Annotated in this window: 19 protein-coding genes; 9 read left to right on the forward strand and 10 right to left on the reverse strand. The window is 69.0% G+C overall.

The window, feature by feature from the left end; all coding sequences use genetic code 11:
* Nucleotides 1–179: integrase core domain-containing protein (locus WBL05_RS00140; protein WP_424222989.1), on the forward strand; the 179-nt coding region annotated here is incomplete at its 5' end.
* A gap of 763 nt (nucleotides 180–942) precedes the next feature.
* Here the strand turns inward: WBL05_RS00140 and WBL05_RS00145 are convergent.
* The 4 genes from WBL05_RS00145 to WBL05_RS00160 form a co-directional block, all read right to left on the reverse strand.
* Nucleotides 943–1,074, reverse strand: a complete 132-nt coding sequence (locus WBL05_RS00145; protein ID WP_424222971.1) for a hypothetical protein — start codon at nucleotides 1,072–1,074, stop codon at nucleotides 943–945.
* A 116-nt stretch (nucleotides 1,075–1,190) separates the two neighbouring features.
* Nucleotides 1,191–3,446 (reverse strand): heavy metal translocating P-type ATPase, encoded by a 2,256-nt coding sequence (locus WBL05_RS00150; protein ID WP_424222972.1) that lies wholly within the window; start codon nucleotides 3,444–3,446, stop codon nucleotides 1,191–1,193.
* Nucleotides 3,446–3,655: a heavy-metal-associated domain-containing protein gene (locus WBL05_RS00155; RefSeq protein ID WP_424222973.1), complete on the reverse strand. Its 210-nt coding sequence runs from the start codon at nucleotides 3,653–3,655 to the stop codon at nucleotides 3,446–3,448. Before WBL05_RS00155 ends, WBL05_RS00150 begins: the two co-directional genes overlap by 1 nt.
* Nucleotides 3,656–3,707: 52 nt before the next feature.
* On the reverse strand, nucleotides 3,708–4,058 hold the full coding sequence (locus tag WBL05_RS00160; protein WP_424222974.1) for a metal-sensitive transcriptional regulator: 351 nt from the start codon (nucleotides 4,056–4,058) through the stop codon (nucleotides 3,708–3,710).
* Nucleotides 4,059–4,499: 441 nt separating this feature from the next.
* Between WBL05_RS00160 and dnaB the strand changes: the two genes are divergently transcribed.
* Both dnaB and WBL05_RS00170 read left to right on the forward strand, forming a co-directional pair.
* The gene (dnaB, locus tag WBL05_RS00165; RefSeq protein ID WP_424222975.1) at nucleotides 4,500–5,843 is read left to right on the forward strand and encodes a replicative DNA helicase; all 1,344 of its coding nucleotides are present in this window, start codon (nucleotides 4,500–4,502) and stop codon (nucleotides 5,841–5,843) included.
* A gap of 230 nt (nucleotides 5,844–6,073) precedes the next feature.
* Nucleotides 6,074–6,226: a hypothetical protein gene (locus tag WBL05_RS00170; protein ID WP_424222976.1), complete on the forward strand. Its 153-nt coding sequence runs from the start codon at nucleotides 6,074–6,076 to the stop codon at nucleotides 6,224–6,226.
* A gap of 33 nt (nucleotides 6,227–6,259) precedes the next feature.
* On the opposite strand, the gene WBL05_RS00175 is transcribed toward WBL05_RS00170, so the two are convergent.
* Nucleotides 6,260–6,865 (reverse strand): TetR/AcrR family transcriptional regulator, encoded by a 606-nt coding sequence (locus tag WBL05_RS00175; RefSeq protein ID WP_424222977.1) that lies wholly within the window; start codon nucleotides 6,863–6,865, stop codon nucleotides 6,260–6,262.
* A 99-nt stretch (nucleotides 6,866–6,964) separates the two neighbouring features.
* On the opposite strand from WBL05_RS00175, the gene WBL05_RS00180 reads away from it, so the two are divergent.
* From WBL05_RS00180 to WBL05_RS00195, 4 genes are read left to right on the forward strand one after another with little or no spacing between them, the layout of a single operon-like run.
* Nucleotides 6,965–8,098 (forward strand): hypothetical protein, encoded by a 1,134-nt coding sequence (locus WBL05_RS00180; RefSeq protein WP_424222978.1) that lies wholly within the window; start codon nucleotides 6,965–6,967, stop codon nucleotides 8,096–8,098.
* Nucleotides 8,095–9,222 (forward strand): ABC transporter permease, encoded by a 1,128-nt coding sequence (locus WBL05_RS00185; RefSeq protein ID WP_424222979.1) that lies wholly within the window; start codon nucleotides 8,095–8,097, stop codon nucleotides 9,220–9,222. Before WBL05_RS00180 ends, WBL05_RS00185 begins: the two co-directional genes overlap by 4 nt.
* Nucleotides 9,222–9,935, forward strand: coding sequence for an ABC transporter ATP-binding protein (locus WBL05_RS00190; RefSeq protein WP_424222980.1), 714 nt, complete (start codon nucleotides 9,222–9,224; stop codon nucleotides 9,933–9,935). The genes WBL05_RS00185 and WBL05_RS00190 overlap by 1 nt, the downstream gene beginning before the upstream one ends.
* Before the next feature lie 26 nt (nucleotides 9,936–9,961).
* Entirely contained in the window at nucleotides 9,962–10,384 is a 423-nt protein-coding gene (locus WBL05_RS00195) for a pyrimidine dimer DNA glycosylase/endonuclease V (protein ID WP_424222981.1), read from the forward strand.
* 3 nt (nucleotides 10,385–10,387) lie between these two features.
* On the opposite strand, the gene WBL05_RS00200 is transcribed toward WBL05_RS00195, so the two are convergent.
* Nucleotides 10,388–11,065 carry a Crp/Fnr family transcriptional regulator gene (locus WBL05_RS00200; protein WP_424222982.1) on the reverse strand — a complete coding sequence of 226 codons (678 nt, stop codon included), beginning with the start codon at nucleotides 11,063–11,065 and terminating at the stop codon, nucleotides 10,388–10,390.
* 93 nt (nucleotides 11,066–11,158) lie between these two features.
* On the opposite strand from WBL05_RS00200, the gene cutA reads away from it, so the two are divergent.
* Nucleotides 11,159–11,491: a divalent-cation tolerance protein CutA gene (cutA, locus tag WBL05_RS00205; RefSeq protein ID WP_424222983.1), complete on the forward strand. Its 333-nt coding sequence runs from the start codon at nucleotides 11,159–11,161 to the stop codon at nucleotides 11,489–11,491.
* 24 nt (nucleotides 11,492–11,515) lie between these two features.
* On the opposite strand, the gene WBL05_RS00210 is transcribed toward cutA, so the two are convergent.
* A complete protein-coding gene (locus WBL05_RS00210) occupies nucleotides 11,516–12,487 on the reverse strand; it encodes a hypothetical protein (protein ID WP_424222984.1) in 972 nt (323 codons plus the stop codon).
* 59 nt (nucleotides 12,488–12,546) lie between these two features.
* On the opposite strand from WBL05_RS00210, the gene WBL05_RS00215 reads away from it, so the two are divergent.
* Nucleotides 12,547–12,876, forward strand: a complete 330-nt coding sequence (locus tag WBL05_RS00215; RefSeq protein WP_424222985.1) for an MGMT family protein — start codon at nucleotides 12,547–12,549, stop codon at nucleotides 12,874–12,876.
* 23 nt (nucleotides 12,877–12,899) lie between these two features.
* On the opposite strand, the gene WBL05_RS00220 is transcribed toward WBL05_RS00215, so the two are convergent.
* The 3 genes from WBL05_RS00220 to amrA form a co-directional block, all read right to left on the reverse strand.
* Nucleotides 12,900–13,271: an FKBP-type peptidyl-prolyl cis-trans isomerase gene (locus tag WBL05_RS00220; RefSeq protein ID WP_424222986.1), complete on the reverse strand. Its 372-nt coding sequence runs from the start codon at nucleotides 13,269–13,271 to the stop codon at nucleotides 12,900–12,902.
* A gap of 48 nt (nucleotides 13,272–13,319) precedes the next feature.
* Nucleotides 13,320–14,387: an AmmeMemoRadiSam system radical SAM enzyme gene (amrS, locus tag WBL05_RS00225; RefSeq protein ID WP_424222987.1), complete on the reverse strand. Its 1,068-nt coding sequence runs from the start codon at nucleotides 14,385–14,387 to the stop codon at nucleotides 13,320–13,322.
* Nucleotides 14,377–14,937 (reverse strand): AmmeMemoRadiSam system protein A (gene amrA, locus WBL05_RS00230; protein ID WP_424222988.1); only part of this gene is annotated, 561 nt, incomplete at its 5' end. The genes amrA and amrS, both read right to left, overlap by 11 nt.

Below are 14,937 nucleotides of genomic sequence, written 5' to 3' on the forward strand. Positions count from 1 at the left end.
GGTTCAACCGCATCATGCTCGAGGAATGGGCCTATGCCCAGCCCTACACCTCAGAGGCCCAGCGAGTCGCCGCCTTCGACCAATGGCTGCACCATTACAATCACCACCGAGGCCACACCGCGCTCAAGGGACATCCCCCAGCCGCGCGCGTACCCAACCTATCCGGGGTGAACACCTAGCGCTCGGGTCCTGGTCGGCGGTCGGAGGTATCCTCCGGCCGCCGCTCGTTGTGCGGAGCTCGGGCGTGGTGACCGGGGGTCTGGGCGGCGACCTGAGCGGACAGCTCGAGCATTGTCGCGGTCACTCACTGGTTGTGCGGGGGTGGGGGCTGCCCGGCGCTGAGGCATCGGGGCAGTCTGGTCGCGCAGACGACGGCGGCCGCACCCAAGCCGGCGGCGGACGGCCCGGCCCTGGGGCTGTGGGAACCTTTCTCGGGGAAGCTGTGGTCCGGCCGTTGACCCGCCCAACCCCAGGGGGCTGCGGGAACGATCGCGCGCCAGGCACGGAGAATGCACGCCCTACGTCCTTGGAGCGGGCAGTTTCCAGCCGCCTGAACGGGATGGTGCCCGAGTCTGGCGCTGGCGTGGCTCCAACCCAGCCCTGATCGCTTCCGGGGCCCTGGCAGAGGAGCATCGCTGAGGACCAGGTGCGTTCCAGTGCCGCGTCCACTCGGTGCCTCCGGTCGGCGGGGCGGGTCGACCGGGCATCCGCGCCGACGAGGACACCGGGGCCTGTGCGGTAGGCCCCACGGTGGCTGCGGGAACGATCGCGCGCCAGGGACGGAAAGTGCACGCGTTTGGCCCTGGGAGCGGGCAGTTTCGGGCCGAATGGGCCGATAGTGCCCGCCGGCGCGAGGTGCGGCGCTCGGCCAGTGTCAGGGCAAACAAGAACCCGCCGCCACTTCTACGTGGCGACGGGCGGTTGCTGGTTCCCCGAGCGCGCCTATGCGTCCGCCCCGACGAGACCATCACGATTGGTCAGCAGGTTGCTGACGAACCGGGCGAAGGTCAGCTCGGGCATCGGGTCGGGCTCATTGGTATACGCGTCGGCGATCTTGCTCAGGATGTTGATCAACTGCTTCTCCTCTTGTGGTCATTCGGACAACAACCACGGTAGGGCAGGCCATTCCGAGCGACCAGAAATCGTGCAACCAGTTGCCATCGCAGCTACCAACTGGTTGCCCTGGAGGATCAGCGAGCGGGCTTGAAGCCTCGCAGCCGCAGGCTGTTGCTGACCACGAACACCGAGCTGAATGCCATCGCTGCACCGGCGAACATCGGGTTCAGGTAGCCGAGCGCGGCGATCGGGATGGCGCAGACGTTGTAGATGAACGCCCAGAACAGGTTGCCGCGGATGGTGTTCAGGGTGCGGCGGGAGAGCTGGATCGCGTCTGCGGCCAGCATCAGGTCATGGCGCATCAGGGTCAGGTCGGACGCCGCGATCGCCGCGTCGGTGCCGGTGCCCATCGCGATTCCGAGGTCAGCCTGGCTGAGTGCCGCGGCGTCGTTGACGCCGTCACCGATCATTGCGACGTGGTGGGTGCCGTCGGCCTGCAACTGGGTGACGACAGTGAACTTGTCGGACGGCAGCACCTCGGCCCGAACCTCATCGATGCCCACCTGCCCGGCCACGTGCTCGGCGGCGGCCCGGTTGTCGCCGGTCACCATCACGGTGCGCAGCCCAAGATCGCCGAACCTGGCGATCGCCGCCGGGGCGTTCGGGGCGACCTGGTCGGCCACCGTGAGCAGGCCGATCACTTGACCGGCCCGCGCGACCAGCATCACGCTGGCCCCCTGCCGGGCGGCCTGGTCAGCCGCCTCGGCCAGGTCGGCGGGCACGGGCAGCCCCAGATCGATCATCAGGGCGGCGTTGCCGGCGGCGGCCGGGCGGCCATTCACCTCGGCGCGAACGCCGCGGCCGGGCACGTTGGTGAAGCCGGAGAGCTCGCCCAGCGGGCCCTCGTGGGCCGCCACGATCGCCCGGGCGATGGGGTGCTCGGACGCCGACTCCAGGGTCGCGGCGACCGTCATCAGCTCGTCCTCAGCCACCCCGCCTGCTGGCCGAACCGAGGCCAGCGTCATCTGACCGGAGGTGATGGTGCCGGTCTTGTCCATGGCGATGGTGTCGATCCGGTGCGCTTCCTCCAGCGCCTCCGGCCCGCGGATCAGGATGCCGAGCTGGGAGCCGCGCAGCGAACCGGCGAGTAGGGCAGTCGGGGTGGCCAGGCCGAGCGCGCACGGGCAGCTGATGATCAGCACCGACACCGCGGCGGTGACGGCGAAGGTGGCGCCCTCGCCGGCGACCAGCCAGCCGCCCAGGGTGATCAAGGCCAGCAGGATCACGATCGGCACGAAGATGCCGGAGATCCGGTCGGCCAGCGCTTGCGACTTCGACTTGCCGGTCTGGGCGAGTTCGACCAACCGGGCGATCTGGGACAGCTGGGTGTCGGCGCCGACCGCCGTCGCCCGCACGACCAGGCGTCCGGTGGTGTTGACTGACGCCCCGACCACGCCGGAGCCGGCGCGCACCTCCACCGGCAGCGACTCCCCGGTGATCACCGCGTTGTCGACCGCCGACTCGCCTGATATCACCTCGCCGTCGGTGGCGACCTTCTCACCGGGGCGGACCACGAACGCGTCCCCCACCGCGAGCTTCTCGATCGGGACGGTGACCTCGGCGCCATTGCGCAGCACGGTGACCGACTTGGCGCCGACCTCGGCCAGCGCCCGCAGCGCCGAACTGGCGTCCTGCCTGGAGCGGGCCTCGATGTAGCGGCCCAGCAGGATGAACGTGATGATGCCGACGGCGGCCTCGAAGTAGATCGAGCTGAGCTGGTGGTCACGCTCCAGCGAGAACGACCACTGATGGGTCATCCCGATCTGGCCGGCGGTGCCGAAGAACATCGCGAACACCGACCAGAGGTAGGCCGCCGTGGTGCCGAGGCTGATCAGGGTGTCCATGGTGGACGCGCCGTGCCGCAGGTTGACCAGCGCCGACTTGTGGAACGGCCAGGCCGCCCAGGTCACCACCGGGGTGGCCAGCAGCAGGCTGACCCACTGCCAGCCGGGGAACTGCAGCGGCGGGATCATCGCCATCGCGATCACCGGGACGGCGAGGATGGCGCTGACCACCAGCCGGCGCTTGATCTCGGCCGCCCGGTCCCGGGGCGGCGCGTCGGGAGTGGGCAGGGCGGCGTCGTAACCGGCGGCCTGCACGGTCGAGATCAGCTCATCGGCACCCAACCGCGCCGGGACGACCACATGGGCCTTCTCGGTGGCGTAGTTGACGCTGGCCTGCACCCCTTCGAGCTTGTTGAGCTTCTTCTCGATGCGGGCCGCGCAGGACGCGCAGGTCATGCCCTGCACGTCCAACTCGATGACCTGATTGCCGACCGCGACGCCGGGCACGGTGCCGGTGTCGATGCCGCCCTTACTCCCGTGACTCATCAGGCGAGCGCCACCTCGTAGTCGCCGGCCTCCTTGACGGCCGCGTCGATGGCGGAGAAGTCGATCTGGGCCTCGCTGACGACACTCATCGGGCCGGCCTGCTCGACCTTGACATCGGTGACGCCCGGGATGGCCTGAACTTCTTCGGTGACGCCCTTCACGCAGTGGCCGCAGGTCATGCCGCTGACGCGGTAGTTCGTGGTGATCATGGATTCCTTTCGCCGATTCCACCCAGCCTGGATGGATCTCGTTACCGGTTGGTCATGAGCGCACCAGCCGGGCGATTGCCTGGCTGGCCTCGTCCAGCTTCTCCCTCGCCTGCTCGTCACCCTGCCGGGCAGCGTCCAGGACGCAGGAACTCAGGTGCTCGTCCAGCAGCCCGAGGGCAACCGACTGCAGAGCACTGGTCGCCGCCGAGACCTGGGTGAGGATGTCGATGCAGTACTTCTCCTCCTCGACCATGCGGGCGATGCCGCGCACCTGTCCCTGGATCCGGCGCAACCGCGAGAGGTAGCCGGCCTTGTTGTCCAGGTAACCGTGGTGGTGACCATGGATCTGGCATTGCTGGCCCTCAGCGGCGAAGCTGAGGTCGGTGGCTTCGTCCGCACTCATGCCAAGCATGGTACCCCCTGGGGGTATCCGCGCAAAAGTCGGCCCTGCAACTGCAAGTTGCGCCATCGGCCACATCGCACACCGGACGCGATTACGATACGTGCTTGCATCGACTTTCCGGCTTGTCCACATCGATTGTGGAAACCGTTTCAAACCCCCCGCCAACCGGAGTCGATTGACGTCAAGATTGCTGCCATGGTTGCCGCCCCCGGGTTGCCAAAAAGCCCGGAGTTCTTACTTTTCTGACGGCGTCCTGCCGTGTGAACGCCACTTTGATCAGTCGACTCTGAGATTTGACCCAAGGACCGCACAAGGTTGTCCACCTGCGCCGCGGCGAGTTCCACAGACAGCCGACCTTCTCCACAGGGGTTGTGGATAACCCTTTTTGCGGGCTGTCGGAGGGCCCTGCTAGCGTCCCTGATCCACAATGGAGAGGGTCTCATGTACAACGAGCCGCCGCCCGAAAGTGTCGCAGTGCAACGCACCCCGCCACAGGACTTCGCCGCCGAGCAGGGCGTCCTGGGCGCCATGCTGATGAGCAAGGACGCCATCGCCGAAGTACTCGAGGTGGTCAAGCCGACCGATTTCTACCGGCCGGCCCATGAGCTGATCTTCTCCGCGATCATCCACCTCTACGGGCATGGCGAGCCGGCCGATCCGGTCACCGTCGCCGCCGAGCTCGAACGCCGTGGCGAGCTGTCCCGCGTCGGTGGCCACGTCTACCTGGCAGACCTGTTGTCATCCATCTCGGTTGCCGCGAACGCGGTCTACTACGCCGAGATCGTGCGGGACAAGGCGACCCTGCGCAGGCTGGTGGACGCGTCCATCAAGATCGCCCAGTTGGGCTATGCCGGGCAGGGTGAGGTGGCCGACATCGTGGATGCCGCCCAGCAGACCATCTACGAGGTCTCCGAGGGTAAGCGATCGGAGGATTACAAGGCACTGCGCGAACTTGTCGAGCCGACCTACGACGAGATCGAGGCCATCGGCGCTCGGGGCGGCGGGCTCAGCGGCGTCCCGACCGGCTTCGCGGCCCTGGACAACCTGACCAACGGCCTGCACGGCGGGCAAATGATCATCGTCGCGGCCCGCCCGGCGGTCGGCAAGTCGACGTTGGCGCTCGACTTCGCCCGGTCGGCCGCAGTCAAGCACAAGTTGGCTACCGCGTTCTTCAGCCTGGAGATGAGCCAGACCGAGATCGTGATGCGGCTGATCTCGGCCGAGGCCGAGGTGATGCTGAGCTCGATCCGCAACGGCCAACTGGGCGAGGCGGAGTGGACCAGGATCGCCAGCCGTACCAAGTCGTTCGAGGACGCCCCACTGTTCATCGACGACTCCCCCAACCTGACCATGATGGAGATCCGCGCCAAGGCGCGCCGGCTGAAGCAGCGCCACGACCTGAAGTTCGTCGTCATCGACTACATGCAACTGATGAGTTCCGGCAAGAAGGTCGAGAGCCGCCAGCTCGAGGTCAGCGAGTTCAGCCGCCAGATCAAGCTGCTCGCCAAGGAACTGGACATCCCGGTGCTGGCGTTGAGCCAGCTGAACCGTGGCCCCGAGCAGCGCGGCGACAAGAAGCCGATGATGAGCGACCTGCGCGAATCCGGTTCGCTGGAGCAGGACGCCGACATCGTGATCCTGCTGCACCGCGAAGACCTCTACGACAGGGAATCCCGTCCCGGCGAGGCGGACCTGATCGTGGCCAAGCACCGCAACGGACGTACCGATACCATCCCGGTCTCGTTCCAGGGTCACTACAGCCGGTTCGGGGAGATGCCGGACTGAGGTTCGGCAGCCGTGATCGCTTGTCGGCGCGGCGAGCGCGCGGAGTGCCGGTGTCGGCACAACGCCCCGGGCGAGGCACCCGGGTCGCTCAGGGTGCTGGCCGGGCCTGTCGGGCGGCGGTCCCGTGCGCGTGAGCGGTCCCAGCCGAAGGGGTCTGGTGGGGTTGGACGGCCCTTCCTATGCTGTGTCGAACAGCCAACCCGGCCGTGTGTGCGATCGAAAGGAGCGCCGTGACCAGCAACCATCCCGATCCGAACCCGGTTCGCCCTTCCTCGGCCGAAGGCGACCCCGACGAGGTCGTCGAGCCGTCGACGGCGCCGGTCCAGGAGGGTCCGGATCCGCGCAGCGATCGTCCCTCCCAGGCGGAGGGCGAGGAGGACTAGCCGCCCGCAAGGGCAATGCTCAGGGGCAGCCGCTCAGGCAGTGATGGCCTGCAGGATGAAGGGCCACACCTGGGCGGTTGCCTCGTCCACCGTGCGGCGTCCCTCACCGATCGGCATCCGCTGAGACCCGATCACGGCGCCCACCATCTCGACGGTGGCCTGCAGGTCACCGGAATCACGGAACTCCCCGCGCGCGATGCCGTACTCCAGCGTCTGGCGAACCATCCCGTGCAGCCGGGACAGCCGTCCCATCAGGGCGTCGAAGACCTCGGCGGGCAGCGAACCGCCCTCCAGCATGCCGGCCACCGACCCGGCTCCGGGCTCGACCGCGAACGAGGCGAGCTGGGCACGCACCAGCATCTCCATCCGGTCCCGCGCGCTGGGCAGCTCCTCGACTTCTCGGCCGACCTCGGTAACGAATTCGTCCACGCTGCGTTCCACATACAGCAGCATGAGTTCGTTCTTGTCCGCGGCGTAGTTGTAGACGGTGTTGCGGGCGATGCCGGCCCGCTCGGCCACCTTGGCCAGGGTGAGGCCGGCGAAGCCGGACACCGTCATCTCGGCGCCGAACGCATCAAGGATCCGGCCCTGCACCAGGCTGCGGTGCTCGGCCAGCGTCTGTCCCTCGATGCGCGGCATGGGGCCATTGTGCCCCAACCCCGGTAGCTTCGCTGAGGGCGAACAGTTGAACGTTGGATCAGTTTGTGACGCCACGTCGTGAAAAGTAGGCTGGCCCACATGTTCCTGGCGGTAAAGGAGATGCTCCGCTCGCCGGTCAAGTTCACCTTGTTGGGCGTGGCCGTCAGCCTGCTGGTCTTCCTCATCCTCGTCCAGCAAGCCCTGGCGACGGCGCTGGTCACCTCGTTCAACGGTGCGCTGAAGAACCAGTCCGCGCCGGTCCTGGTCTACGCCACCGACGCCCTGCGCGCGCCGCAGGGCAGCGTGATCACCCCCGACATGGCCACCGAGATCAGCGACGCGGCGTCGGTGGCCGACTCGGCCGGCATCGGCCTGCGCACGGTGGTGCTCGACTCAACCAGGAACTCGCCCGACGCCGAGGTGTCAGCAACCCTGTGGGGCTACCAGGACGCCGCCCTCGGCGGACCTGCCGAGCTGTCCGAGGGCCGGCTGCCGCAGGGCGAACTGGAGGCCGTCGGATCGGCCGCCGACTACCGGCTTGGCGAGGTCGTGCAGGTGCCGGTCGAACAGGCACCCGATGGCTCCACCACCATGGACCTGACCGTGGTCGGGCTGGCCCGCGACATCCAGCTCTCGGTCGGAGCCACCCTGATGATGCCGTGGGACGAATGGACGAAGCTGGCCACCGCGCTCGACCCGACCACCCCGGTGCAGTTGCCCAACCTGGTGGGGGTCGACCCGAGCGGCCCGGCGCAGGACACCATCGACCAGTTGCGGGCGGCCTCGGTCGACCTCGACCCGCTCACCGCCCAGCAGGCCGCCGACGAGTTCCCCGGCGCCGCCCAGGTGAACACCTCCTTCGCCCTCATCCTTGGCCTGTTCGGGTTCGTCGTCCCGCTGGTCGCTGGCCTGTTCTTCCTGATCATCACGCTGCAGAAGTCACGCGCGCTCACCCTGCTGCGAGCGGTCGGTTCCCGCTCCGGCGTCCTGGTCCGCTCCCTGCTGCTGCAGGTGCTGGCGATCCTGGGCGGCGGGATCGCGGTGGGCGTCGGCTGCTACGCGCTGGCCGGGCTGGTCGAGATCGGCTCGCTGCAGATCAGCTTCGACCTGAACGCAGTGCTGATCTGGACCACCGCCCTACTGGCCCTCGGCCTGCTGGCCTCGCTGGGCGCGGTGCGCCGCGTCCTGGCCATTGACCCGATCGCCGCGACCAAGCCGGGAGGCGGACGATGAGACTCGCGCTACGAGAACTGCGCAGGACCCCGGGCCGTTTCCTGGTGGCCACCATCACCATCTCGCTGATCGCCGTGCTGCTGATGTTCCTCGGCGCACTGCTCGACGGGCTGATCCAACTGTCCACCGGCTCGATCCAGGCCCAGCGCGGGCAGGTGATCGTGATGTCCAGCGACTCCCGCGGCGTGCTCAACGCGTCCAGCGTGACAGCCGATGAACGCCAGGCCGTCACCGCGGCCGTCGAGGAGACCGCGGACGGCACCGACCCGGTGGTGGGCGGCTACGGCGAGGTCACCGTCGGGGCCCGGCTGGCAGGCGGCGACGAACGTGAACTCACCTCGGTGCGGGTGCGGGGCTACGAAATCGCCCCGACAGGGCTGCCGGCCACCCCACCGGCAGCCGGCGAGGTCTGGGCCGACCCCGACCTGGTCAGCGACTACGCCGTCGGTGACGTGCTGCAGCTGGGCCCCGGCCGGGTGGAGGTGCTGATCGTGGGCTTCCTCGACCGCAGCGAGACCCCGTCCCTGGGCGGTGTCTGGGGCAGCCTGGACACCTGGCGCGACGTGCTCGCAGGGTCGCGTCCCGGTTCGACGGTGCCCGGTGACTTCATCCAGGGCCTGGTCGTCGACCTCGGTCCGGCCGCCGAAGACGCGCTGCCCGCCGCCACCACCTCGATCGAGGACGCCGGGCTGGCCGCCTTCTCCCTCGACGAGGCAAGCCAGGCCATCCCCGGGGTCAGTGCCCAGCGCACCACCTTCAACCAGATCATCGCCGTCACCACTGTTATCGGACTGGTCGTCATCGCCCTGTTCTTCGCCCTGCTCACCGCCGAACGAGTCGGCCTGTACGGCGTGCTCAAGGCGGTCGGGGCCCGGTCGGGCGCCCTGTTCGCCGGTGTCGCCACCCAGGCCATCGCGATCTGCCTGATCGCCTCACTGGTCGGCCTGGCCATGATCGCCGGCGCCGCCTTCGCAATCCCACCCGGCAGCCTGCCCTTCGTGGTCACCCCTGCTCGCATCGCCATCTCGGTCGGCCTGCTGCTGACCGCCGCCATCATCGGAAGTGTCTTCTCGCTGCGCACCGTGCTGCGCATCGATCCCGCCCAGGCCATCGGAGGAAGCTGATGAACCACGCACTCAACCTCGAAGAAGTCAGCAAGGTCTACGGCAGGGACGACAACGAGGTGCGCGCCCTCGACCGGACGTCCCTGCAGGTGGCGCAGGACGAGATCGTCGCCCTGGTGGGCCCGTCCGGGTCGGGCAAGACCACCCTGTGCACCATCTCCGGCGGAATCCTGTCGCCCACCGAGGGCCGGGTCATCGTGGGCGGCGAGGACATCACCGGCTTCAGCCGCAAGCAGCTCACCGAGTTCCGCCGCCGCAAGGTCGGCTTCGTCTTCCAGACCGTCAGCCTGGTGCCGTTCCTGACCGCGCGGGAGAATCTGCTGGTGGTCGGCGAACTCGGGCCGACCGGCACCAGCCGCGCGGAGCTGCGCAAGCGCGCCGACCAGTTGCTCGAGGAGCTGGGACTGGCCGAGCGGGCGAGCAACCTGCCCAGCCAGCTCTCCGGCGGCCAGCAGCAGCGGGTGGCCATCGGCCGGGCGCTGATGAACCGGCCCGAGCTGGTGCTGTTCGACGAGCCGACCAGCGCGCTGGATTCGAAGATCGGCGACAGGGTCGTCCGGCTGATCCGCGACGAGATGAAGGCCCGCGGCACCTCCGCGGTCATCGTCACCCACGACGAGCGGATCACCCGGTACGCCGACCGCACTGTGCGGATCGAGGACGGCCGGGTGGTGTCGGCCGCCCCGAAGCGCGCCCTGGCCACCGCCGGTTGACCCGGTCTGGTCGCTAGTATCGTCCCGTGCGTCTGTGGTCGCTGCACCCGAAGTATCTCGACCGGCAAGGGCTGCTCGCGGCTTGGCGGGAGGGCCTGCTCGCCCAGGCCGTCCTCGCCGGTCGGACGCGCGGCTACCGTGAGCACCCGCAACTGCACCGGTTCCGGGCGGCCCGCGACCCCGAGGACGCCATCTGTGCCTACCTCGCCGGTATCGCCGCCGAGGCAGCCCGCCGGGGCTACCGGTTCAACACCGAACTGATCGGCCGGCCGGGGACGGTGGCGGAGTTGACCGTCACCACCGGTCAACTGGCCCATGAACGCACCCACCTGGCCGCCAAGCTGACAGCCCGGTCACCCGATCTGCTGCCCCAGCTGCCGCTGCACGTCGAACCGCACCCGATCTTCGCCGAGGTCGACGGCCCCGTCGAGCCGTGGGAGCGGCCCTGAGGCCTACTCGGGCCGGGTCAGCGCGCTCAGCGCGTCCACGTCGGTGATCACAACCTGCCGCGCGCCGTCCAGCGCGATCGCGTCCTGCTCCACCAGCCTGGCCAGCGTGCGGCTGAACGACTCCGGGGTGGTGCCGAGCAGGGACGCCACGTCCTTCTTCGGCAGCGGCAGCCGCACCCGGATGCCGCCGGAAGCGGGCTCGGCCGGCAGCCCGAGCAGGTAGTCCGCCACCCGGCTGCCTACCTCCTGCCCGGTCTGCTCCAGCTTGTCCTGGACGTCGGCCAGCCGCTTGCTCAGAGCGCCCAGCATCTCGAAGCCGATCTGCGGATGGCCGACCAGCAGGCCGCCGAAGTCCTCGTGCCGAAACGTGCACAGCGTCACCTCCGTGACCGCGATCGCCGAGTGGTCGGGACGGCCACCGGACAGCAACGACGCCTCCCCCACGAAGTCACCGGGTTCCATCACCTGCAGGACGCGTTCCCGGCCGTCCGGGGTGACCCGGGTGAGTTTCACCAGCCCGCGGTGGACGACGATCAGCGGCGCCAGCGGGCCACCCTGCTGGTAGAGCGCCTCGCCCGGCGCCGCCGTCACCGGGCGTGCCAGCCCGGCCACCTGCTCCTGCTGGGCCCGGGACAGCCGGGCGAAGATCGGGACGTGCGCGACGCACAGGTCATCGTCCATGCAGATGAGCGTACCCATCCGTGATTCGCCTACGCCGGGCCGGCACGAGCGAGTCTCGCGAGAATGGGGGTATCGAGAACCCGGGAGGCACCCATGGCAGCTACCGACCTATGCGTCGTGATGATCACCACGCCCGACCAGGCACTTGCGGCCCGGATCGCCGACATGCTGATCGACCGGCGGCTCGGAGCGTGCGTCCAGGTCAGCGACATCCGCTCCACCTACCGCTGGTCGAGCGAGGTGCACCACCAGGATGAGGTGCTGATGCTGGTCAAGACCCGCACCGCGCTGATCGACCAACTGGTCAGCGAGGTCCGCGAGATGCACGTCTACGACGCACCCGAGATCGTCGCGCTGCCGATCATCGGCGGCTCGCCTGACTACCTGCACTGGATGGACGCCGAGACCCGGTCGGTCTACCGGTGAGCCGCGGCGTCCACCAGCAGTGGGCTACTCGTACATGACGTAATCGGGTACCGGCTCCAGCCACATCACTTCCTCGGGCGTCATCAGGTAGCCGCTGGCTGCCAGGTCCTCCTCGTAGAACAGCTTGAAGCCCATGGCCACGTGCTGCGGCACCTCGGCCTTGACGCGGTCGTAGGTGGCGATCTTGTCGGCCGGGGCACCGATGCCGTCCACACTCTTGATCTGGACGACCCCGCCGTGCCACTGCAGGGCGTCCTCGTTGCTGATGATCTGCGGGTGCAGGATGTGGTACAGCATCACCTTGTCAGGCAGGTCGTGCTGGCGCACCAGGTCGGCCAGGTAGCTGGCCACCGCGTCGAGCTCCTCGCCCGAGGTCGACCCGAAGCTCTGCATCGGCACCTGGCCCGGTGACATCGCCCATTCCGGGTCGAGTGCGACGCCGACGTCCGGCTCGACCAGGTACTTCTCCAGGGCCATCACCTCGTCCAGGAAGTCGGCCTGCCCGGGCTGGATGTTGAGCAGCAGGATCGCGTCGTTGTCACGGGCCACCGACAGCCAGTGGTCGATGATCGCGTGGTCGGTGCGCACCCGCCACATCCCGTCCTCGCCGGGGAACGGCATCACGGTGACTGCGATCAGCTCCATCACCGGCATGATCTGGCGGTCACCGGCGTATGGAGCGCACTGCTCGTGCAGTTCCGGCATCCGGTCCTCGACCGCGCCGATCCCCAGCCGGCCCTGGCCGTCGGCACCGGGGTAGCCGACGAAACCACACAGCCGGTAGGCGGGCAGCAGTTCGCGGCCGCCGTTGCCCGGCAACTGCACCGGCGTCGGGGTCGGCGTTGGCGTGGGGGTCGGGCTGGGAGTCGGGGTCGGGGTGGGCGGATCGGCGCTGGCAACCGGAGCGGCGGTGTCCTCCGTCGCGTCCTGCGCCGAGCCCGAGCAACCGGCGAGCACGAGGACGCCGGCCAGCAGGGCCGCTAGGTACTTGAGCATGCGTCCTAGTACAACACACAACGTCGACCCCACCACCGACGCCATGTCACCATCTGGGTATGTCGGACAAGCGCCCGCGTGATCTAGGTGAGTTGGTGCGCCGCGCGGTGCGGGCGATCCCGGGCGGTCGGGTCGCCACCTACGGCGACGTCGCCGAGCTGGTCGGCTGCGGGCCGCGGCAGGTGGGCCGGATCATGGCCACCGACGCCGACACCCCGTGGTGGCGGGTGGTCAACGCGTCCGGACGGCTACCCGGCCACCTGCTGGCCGAGGCCCGCGCGCACTGGGACGCCGAAGGGATGGCACTGAACCGGGACGCCACCGGGGTGCTGCTGGCCCGCTGCCGGGTGGCGCCGCAGCCGTGGGCGTCCCGGGTCGGCCTGGACTGACGCGAGGTGGCCTGGCGGTGCGCTCAGCGAACCGCGCGCAGCTCGCAGACGAAGATCAGGGCCTCGTTGCGGCCGATCACGCCGGGGATGCCGCGCCGGCCGTAGACCTGGTCGGAAGGGATCAGCAGCTTGCGCCGGCCACCCACCCTCATGCCCTGCACGCCGGCGTCCCAGCCCTTGATCACCTGACCGACGCCCAGCCGGAAGGTCAGCGGCTCACCACGGTCGTAGGACGCGTCGAACTGCTTGCCCGAGTCCCAGCCGACGCCGACGTAGTCGACGTCGACGGTGGAGCCGCGGCTGGCCTCGGGGCCGTCGCCGACGACCTCGTCGATGATCTGGAGTTCGGTCGGGGCCGGACCCTGCGGGACCTCGATGAAGGGCTTCTCGCTCATTTCCCTGAGGCTACCGCACCATCGGCCGCCTCCCGACCCGCCAACAGCTCAGGGGATGGCGATCCGGTGCGGCAGCCGCAGCCGTCCACTGCCCGACCTCGGGGTGAACCGGCCCGGGATGGTGGTGCCGCGCACCGCGCAGGCACCGTGCCCATCGAGGTGGTACGCCTCGATCAGGTAGCGGTCGCGCTGGATCACCGGGGTGGCGCAGTTCGGGCAGAACGTGGTGCCGCCCTCGGGGTCGTGGATGTTGCCGGTGTACACGTAGCGCATGCCCACCTCCATCGCGATCAGCCGGGCCCGCACCAGCGTCCGCGGCGGGGTGGCCGGCACGTGCCGCATCCGGTGATCGGGGTGGAAGGCGGTGAAGTGCATCGGCACGTCGGGGCCCAACTCCTCGTACACCCAGCGGCACATCGCACGCAGGTCGCTGGTGGCGTCGTTGTAGCCGGGGATCAGCAGCGTGGTCAACTCCACCCAGGCGTCGGTCTGGTGCACCACGTAGCTGATGGTGTCGAGCACCGGCCGTAGCCGGGCGCCGGTCACCTGCTGGTAGAAGGTGTCGCTGAAGCCCTTCAGGTCGATGTTCACCCCGTCCATCACGGCGAAGAAGTCAGCCCGGCACTCGGGGTTCACGTAGCCGGCGGTGACTGCGATGTTCGCCAATCCGCGCGCCCGGCAGGCGATCGCGGTGTCGATGGCGTACTCGGCGAAGATCACCGGGTCGTTGTAGGTGTAGGCCACCCCGGTGCAACGCTGCTGGACGGCTGCCGCAGCGATCTGCTCGGGGCTGGCCTCGTCGGCCAGCCGTTCCATCTCACGGGAGGTGCTGATGTCCCAGTTCTGACAGAACTTGCAGGCCAGGTTGCAGCCGGCGGTGCCGAAGCTGAGCACGGTGGAGCCGGGCAGGAAGTGGTTCAGCGGCTTCTTCTCGACCGGGTCGACGCAGAACCCGGACGAGCGGCCGTAGGTGGTGAGCACCAGCTTGTCGTCCTCGTTCGCCCGCACGAAGCAGAAGCCCCGCTGGCCGGGCCTCAATCGGCATTCCCGCGGGCAAAGATCGCACTGGATCCGGCCATCGTCCAGACGGTGCCAGTACCGGGCCTCATGCTCCATGGGGCATCTGCTCCTCTCGGCGATCGGCGTCGGGGTCAGGGGCGCCGAACACGTCGGATGCGGGTGTGGGTGGGATGACTGGTTCACTCCAGGAACAGACCCGATAGCGCGCCAAGGTGGTGTCGGAGTCCCAGTGGTTCGGCGGCAGGTCTGCCTTCAGCATCAGGGCCCGCAGGAAGCGGTCGGGGTCGGGCAGGTGCCGCCAGACCTGCGGCAGGAACGTGGCCCGGTTCTGCCGGCAGTCGACGATGACGCCGTCCTTGCCGGGAACAAGCTCGGCGAGGGCATCCTGCCGGCTGGCGGTCGGGATCAGCTTCGGCGGGGTGAGGACCGAGACCTCGATGCGGATGTCGGCGAACTCCTCGGCGGTGAGCGGCGGGAAGCGGGGATCGCGGAAGGCGGCTGCCCGGGCGTTGGCCGCGACGTCGTCACCCAACGGCCGTCGGGCGGTCACCGAGCCGATGCACCCGCGCAGCGCTCCTCTCAGGATGAGCGTCACGAAGCTCGCACCGGGCAGGTCCAGCCAGGTCTCGTCCGGCCGGGGCAGCTC

This window comes from Brooklawnia sp., assembly GCF_049651565.1.
Taxonomy (GTDB): Bacteria; Actinomycetota; Actinomycetes; order Propionibacteriales; family Propionibacteriaceae; genus Brooklawnia.

Excerpts from the sequence above, each read along its gene's own strand:
- WBL05_RS00150 (WP_424222972.1), bottom strand. The coding sequence starts at position 3,446 with ATGAGTCACGGGAGTAAGGGCGGCATCGACACCGGCACCGTGCCCGGC.
- WBL05_RS00155 (WP_424222973.1), bottom strand. The coding sequence starts at position 3,655 with ATGATCACCACGAACTACCGCGTCAGCGGCATGACCTGCGGCCACTGC.
- WBL05_RS00160 (WP_424222974.1), bottom strand. The coding sequence starts at position 4,058 with ATGAGTGCGGACGAAGCCACCGACCTCAGCTTCGCCGCTGAGGGCCAG.
- dnaB (WP_424222975.1), top strand. The coding sequence starts at position 4,500 with ATGTACAACGAGCCGCCGCCCGAAAGTGTCGCAGTGCAACGCACCCCG.
- WBL05_RS00175 (WP_424222977.1), bottom strand. The coding sequence starts at position 6,865 with ATGCCGCGCATCGAGGGACAGACGCTGGCCGAGCACCGCAGCCTGGTG.
- WBL05_RS00180 (WP_424222978.1), top strand. The coding sequence starts at position 6,965 with ATGTTCCTGGCGGTAAAGGAGATGCTCCGCTCGCCGGTCAAGTTCACC.
- WBL05_RS00185 (WP_424222979.1), top strand. The coding sequence starts at position 8,095 with ATGAGACTCGCGCTACGAGAACTGCGCAGGACCCCGGGCCGTTTCCTG.
- WBL05_RS00190 (WP_424222980.1), top strand. The coding sequence starts at position 9,222 with ATGAACCACGCACTCAACCTCGAAGAAGTCAGCAAGGTCTACGGCAGG.
- WBL05_RS00200 (WP_424222982.1), bottom strand. The coding sequence starts at position 11,065 with ATGGACGATGACCTGTGCGTCGCGCACGTCCCGATCTTCGCCCGGCTG.
- cutA (WP_424222983.1), top strand. The coding sequence starts at position 11,159 with ATGGCAGCTACCGACCTATGCGTCGTGATGATCACCACGCCCGACCAG.
- WBL05_RS00210 (WP_424222984.1), bottom strand. The coding sequence starts at position 12,487 with ATGCTCAAGTACCTAGCGGCCCTGCTGGCCGGCGTCCTCGTGCTCGCC.
- WBL05_RS00215 (WP_424222985.1), top strand. The coding sequence starts at position 12,547 with ATGTCGGACAAGCGCCCGCGTGATCTAGGTGAGTTGGTGCGCCGCGCG.
- WBL05_RS00220 (WP_424222986.1), bottom strand. The coding sequence starts at position 13,271 with ATGAGCGAGAAGCCCTTCATCGAGGTCCCGCAGGGTCCGGCCCCGACC.
- amrS (WP_424222987.1), bottom strand. The coding sequence starts at position 14,387 with ATGGAGCATGAGGCCCGGTACTGGCACCGTCTGGACGATGGCCGGATC.